This is a genomic window from Sphingobium sp. TCM1 (assembly GCF_001650725.1).
GTDB lineage: Bacteria > Pseudomonadota > Alphaproteobacteria > Sphingomonadales > Sphingomonadaceae > Sphingobium.
Genome location: NZ_LXVX01000032.1, coordinates 1 through 5,783, shown reverse-complemented (window position 1 = coordinate 5,783; position 5,783 = coordinate 1). Strand labels below are relative to the sequence as shown.

Below are 5,783 nucleotides of genomic sequence, written 5' to 3'. Positions count from 1 at the left end.
CCCATAGGATGACCTCGCCGGTAAAATGCCGTCCTTTGAAATCGTTCATCGCAACTGACCTTGACAGTACATGAGCCCAATCTTGGAAACCGTGTCAGAGTTTGCAACAGAGCCGACTTGTCCAGTTCCGACGGGTCCATTCCCCATTGCTTGCGGGTGTAACCCTGGAAGAAAGTCTCGTAGAGTTCGCGTCCCACCGCCGAGATGACGACATCCTCCGACGTGCGGACGATATCCACGGGCTCTGCGCGGGAGGCCAGGAAGGCGGCGGCCTCCTCCTCCGTCCGCAGATCAAGATGGTAGAGGCTGTTCACCGTCGTGCGGTTGATTGGCATCGGTACCAGGCGGTCGCCGACAGCCGCGAGCACGCGGTGCTCATAGCCACGCCATTCGGTGAACTGCGAGAGATACTCGAAGATGTCGGCCGAATTGGTGTGGAAGATATGGGGGCCATATTGGTGGATGAGGATGCCGGCATCGTCCAGTCGGTCATAGGCGTTGCCGGCGACGTGCGGCCGCTTGTCCACGACCAGCACCCGCTTGCCCGCGTCGCGTGCGAGCCGTTCCGCCATGATCGCGCCGGCAAAGCCTGCCCCGACGACCATGACGTCATAGGATTGCGGGCGGTCTCCGTCTGCGCCAATAGGCGACACCACGGGATAGACGTGGCTGCTGCGTTGCACCGCTTCGTCAATGAGGTTGCTCATCGCGCATTGCGTGAGATCCCAGCTCTCCCCTGCGAGCCGCGCGTCGACGGCGGCCAGCCAGCCGTTTGTGCGGGAGAGGGTAAGCGCCGCGTCGCAGGCGGCGACGAAAGCGTCCCGCCCGTCCGCGATGCGCACCGCCTCGACATCGCCATAGCCGCGCACGACGTCACGCACCGGGGTAGAGACGACGGGGCAGCCCGCGGCGAGATATTCGGGTGTCTTCGTGGGACTGATGAAGCGTGTCGCCTCGTTGATGGCGAAGGGCATCAGGGCGACGTCCCAGCCGCGTAGATAGTCGGGCAGTTCGGCATAGCCCTTGCCGCCCAGATAATGGAGGTTGGGGCGGCGGGGCAGGTCGGCGTCGCTGATCTTCACCACTGGCCCCACGATGACGATGGACCATTCGGGCCGCGCGTCCGCCAAACCTTCCAGCAGCGCGAGGTCCATCCGTTCGTCCACGACGCCATAAAAACCGAGGCGCGGGGAGGGGAGCTCCGCCTGATCCTCCGGCTCCGGACCAGCGGCGCGGGCGGTCGAGAAGTGGGTGGCGTCGACGCTGGATGGAAAGGCATGGACCGAAGGATGGCGCGCGGCCTTTGCCTCGTAGAGACTGTGCCCGCCGGTGAAGACGAGGTCGCAGCTGTCGAGCAGCCGCTGCTCAAGCGGGAGAAGCTCTGACGGCGCGCCCTTGAAGTTCGCCAGCTCGTCCATGCAGTCATAGACGATGCAGTCCGCCGCCAGATGGTCGGAGAAGGGCAGCATCATCGGCGTATAGTACCAGCAGATGAGCGGTCGCGCCGGATCGCGGGTGATCGCGCCGTCGAGCAGGGCGCGCAATGTTTCCGTCTCCTCATGCCGGCTGAGGCCGGCGGGGAGGTGCGGGGTGAGGATGGTGACGCCGGAACAGTCGCAGACATGGGTGTCCAACGTCGCACTTGGCGCATCGTGGATCGGCTCTTCCCAAACGATGACCTTCCGGTCCCGGGCGAAGCGGCTCATCAGATGTTGCGGCCGCTGATAGACGAAGTTCCAGCGCAGGTGACTGAAGCAGATGAGCGTGCCGCCGCCCTCCGTCGGGCTGTCGGGGTTGATGGCGTCGACGTCGCTTGGAATGCCGCTCATGTCTGGAACCTTGCTGAATGATGAACATCGGCAACACGCCGTTCATCGCTCCGGTTCCTGTACAAACCGGCCCAAGTTCAAAGAGATAACACAAGATATCAAGTCGAGAGCGGAAACCTGATCCATGTCAGTCGTTCTGGCGAAGGTCTGGGAGATATGTACGATGAAGAGGCATCTGGAATTATGGGGTGGGCCGGAGTGCACCATCAACAGGGTTCGGGATACATATCAGGATCAGTTCGAGCGATGCGGCCACTATGATCGGATCGACGATCTGAATCTATTTGCCGACATCGGCATAACGACGATCCGTTATCCTATATTATGGGAATGCATTGCGCCTGATCGGCCCGGACAGCATCTCTGGCAGGGCGTGGATGCGCGGATCGACCGGCTGCGCGCACATGGCATCGACGTCATTGCCGGGCTTGTCCATCACGGCAGCGGTCCCTCCTACACGCATCTCCTCGACGATGACGGTTTCGCGCGGGGTCTCGCTGATTTCGCGGCCCGCGTTGCGGAGCGCTATTCCTGGATCAACCAGTGGACGCCGGTCAATGAGCCGCTCACCACGGCGCGCTTTTCGGCGCTTTATGGCCATTGGTATCCGCATGTCCGCGACGAGGGCGCGTTCTGGCGCGCGCTCCTCAACCAGATCGACGGAACCCGGCTCGCGATGCAGGCCATTCGCAGGGTCAATCCCGCCGCGCGGCTCGTTCAGACGGAGGATCTCGGCCGCACCTTCGCCACTGCCGAGTTGCGCGAGCAGGCTGCGTTCGAGAATATCCGGCGCTGGGCGACATGGGACCTGCTGTTCGGGCGCGTACGGCGCGGTCATCCGCTGTGGCGGCGCATGGCCGCGCACGGGCTGGAGCACAGGCTGGAGGCCATTGCGGCCGATCCCTGTCCGCCAGACATCATCGGCATCAACCATTATCTGACCAGCGAGCGGTTCCTCGACCATCGCATGCAGCGCTATCCCGCCCATGCGCATGGCGGCAATGACGGGCAGCGCTATGCCGATGTCGAGGCGATCCGGGTGCTGGAGCCGCCCCCGCCCGGTCTGAGGGGCGTGATAGAGGAGGCGTGGGACCGCTATGCGACCCCGATCGCGGTCACCGAAGTCCATAATGGCTGCACGCGCGAGGAGCAGCTGCGCTGGCTGGCGGAGGCGTGGGATTGCGCCGAGGATCTGCGCAATGAGGGCGTGGACGTGCGAGCGATCACGCTCTGGTCGCTGCTCGGCAGTAGCGGATGGAACACGCTGCTGACCGCCCCCGGCATCTATGAGCCGGGCATATTCGACGTCAGTAGCGGAACGCCGCGCGCGACCGCTCTCGCAGCGCTCGGCACGGCTCTGGCCACTGGCGCTGCACGGCATCCGCTTGCAGCGCAGCCGGGCTGGTGGCGTCGGCCGATCCGGCTTGAATATCCCGCCGTCCGCCGTCCTGCCCCGGCCGTGCAGCACCGGGCGGACAGTTGCAGGGAGCGTGCGCCCATGGGTCGGCCCCTCCTGATCATGGGCGCGACAGGAACCCTGGGGCAAGCGTTCGCGCGGGCCTGTACGCTCCGCAACATACCGCATGTGCTGACGGCGCGGCACGCGCTCGACATCACCAGCGAGGCCAGCATCGGGGCTGCGCTGGACCGGCACGATCCCTGGGCAGTGGTGAACGCCGCCGGCTGGGTACGGGTCGACGAGGCGGAAAGCCATGCCGCCCGTTGTTTTGCGGCGAACAGCGACGGCCCGGTCCGCCTTGCGCGGATGGCGGAGGAGCGGGGGCTTGCCACCCTCAATGTCTCAAGCGACCTCGTCTTCGGGGGCAAGGCGGAAGGGGCCTATGTCGAAACCGACGCGCCCGACCCGCGCAACGTCTATGGCGAGAGCAAGGCGCGCATGGAGGAGGGACTTCTCGCCCTGGCGGGGACGCATCTCATCGTTCGCACCGCAGCCTTCTTCTCTCCCCATGACGAGTTCAACTTTGCCGTCGCGGTCGCTCGCGCCCTGACGGCGGGGCAGCCGTTCGAGGCCGCGGCGGACCAGCGGATCACGCCGACCTATGTGCCGCATCTCGTCAGGGTCGCGCTCGACCTCCTGATCGACGGTGAGCAGGGCCTCTGGCACCTCACCAATGAGACGGAGCTATCATGGGCAGAGTTCGCGGAAGCCGTCGCGGACAGCCTGAACCTGCCCCGGCATCTGATCCGCGCCGTGCCGGGCGCCCGCCTGAACCAAATGGCGCCACGCCCCTCCCGCGTACCGCTCGCGACGGGGCGCGGGGCGCACCTGCCGTCTCTTGCGGATGCCCTCGGCGAGTTTGCGCGGCATGAGAAGAGGCAGCAAGCGGTGCGCGAGCTTGCATGACATGCAAACGGCCATGGATCCGAAGACCCATGGCCGCCGAACATTCAGCCGTCTTACATCCAGCCGTCGAGATCGTCGGGGATGTTGCTCAGCGTACCCTTGCCGGTGATGGCGTTCAGATCGAACGGCTGCGCCTCCAGGAAAAATTCCAGCTGGTCACGCGATGTCACAAGCGAATTGATCACGCGGACTTTCAGGCCTTTGAAGTTCGGGCCGTCGATGCGCAGCGCCTTCAGCGTGACTTTCGATCCATGCGGTATCTTCACGAAGCGCGGATAGTTCAGCAGGCGAAAGTCCGGCTGAACGATCTCAAGCTCGACGTCGATCGGGCCAGCATTCGCGATCTCCATCTCGCCTGAGTTTCCGATCAGAAACTCTGACGGCGAATATTTGGTGAACGACATCTTCAGGACCGCGTTCATCACCGTTTGAACATTCTCGCGCGTGCCGAAGAAAGTGTCGCGGAAGAGGCCGACCGTACGACGCTTTTCCAGCGCATCCTTGAAGGCCGCTTCATCCTCTCCCTGCGTCAGGAACAGGGTGGCGACGCGGTGATCCATCCCCGCCGCCTCCTGCTCCAACGCGGTCCCGAGATGAGCGTCCGTAGTCGCCGCGATATAGAGGTTATATTTCAGGGCCACGTCCATCGCGCTGGGGTGGATGAAATCGCTTTGCGCAACCTCAATCCCCGACAGCAGACCCTCTGAAAACATCCGTTCGAGGAACGGCGTCACCACTGCCTCACCAGGGGAGGAGGAGGGGATGGTCGGATGATTCCACTGGCAGATGGCGCCCTGCCGCTTCGCTTCGCGGAACCGTGCTTCCAGATCTTTCTCGTCCGCGCTGGTCCGGTTCCAGTCGACCCGGAGCTGCCCGCCCGTCTGCTTGAAGGTGCTGTAATGGACTTTCCCCGGGTTCAGCGCATTTGCATCCTTGAGGAAGTGACAATTGAAATGCCCGATCGCGCGCGTGATCTCCGACCCGAGCGAGAGTTTCATGCCGCCGAGGCCAAGCATGCCCGAAGAGATGAACGCGCGGCCGATTTCATAGCTGCGGTTCTTGTTGGTGCCGGTGTCGCGGATCTTTGGCGTGATGATGTCATGTTCCGTGAAGGACACGAACTTAAGCCCGTCATGCGCCGCTTCTGCGAGGCGAAGCGTCGGCCAGGCCGAGCCGTCCGAGAATACGGTGTGCAGGTGCAGGTCGCCGGCGAAAATATGATGTCCGTCCTTCGTATCGGGGAAGATCAGACGCGCGGGCGACGGCGGCCGCTGATCGGATTGCGTCACGAACTCGGCGGAAGCTTCTCCGGCGGTGAACAGCCCTGCGAGCATAGCGAGAGCGGAAACCATTGCGCGGAAGTTTCTATGCTTAACCATAAGATCTCCTGATGAAGGTGGTGTTTGATGAATGGGCTTTGATATCGGTCGTGAAATCAGATTCACCGCACCCACATTGCGCTGGGTTCAGAACTTGGGCTCTGTTGCAAAAATCGTGAAGCTTGAGCATGCTTGGCGGAGATTGGACGGACGGAACGATGACGGATTTCAAGTGGCGCCATTTCCAGGGTGATGTGATCCTGTGGGCGG

General features: G+C 63.3%; 3 protein-coding genes. 1 reads left to right on the top strand and 2 read right to left on the bottom strand.

Translation table 11 applies throughout. The features are described 5' to 3' along the window. Nucleotides 1-1,829 (bottom strand): NAD(P)-binding protein (locus A7Q26_RS16960; RefSeq protein WP_066861877.1); only part of this gene is annotated, 1,829 nt, incomplete at its 3' end. Between the two features lie 163 nt (nucleotides 1,830-1,992). Here A7Q26_RS16960 and A7Q26_RS16955 point away from each other — a divergent pair. After that, nucleotides 1,993-4,194 (top strand): family 1 glycosylhydrolase, encoded by a 2,202-nt coding sequence (locus tag A7Q26_RS16955; protein WP_036527622.1) that lies wholly within the window; start codon nucleotides 1,993-1,995, stop codon nucleotides 4,192-4,194. Between the two features lie 53 nt (nucleotides 4,195-4,247). Here A7Q26_RS16955 and A7Q26_RS16950 read toward each other — a convergent pair whose 3' ends face one another. Continuing rightward, complete coding sequence (locus tag A7Q26_RS16950) at nucleotides 4,248-5,639, bottom strand: hypothetical protein (protein WP_198162967.1); 1,392 nt, start codon at nucleotides 5,637-5,639, stop codon at nucleotides 4,248-4,250. Between the last annotated feature and the right edge of the window lie 144 nt (nucleotides 5,640-5,783).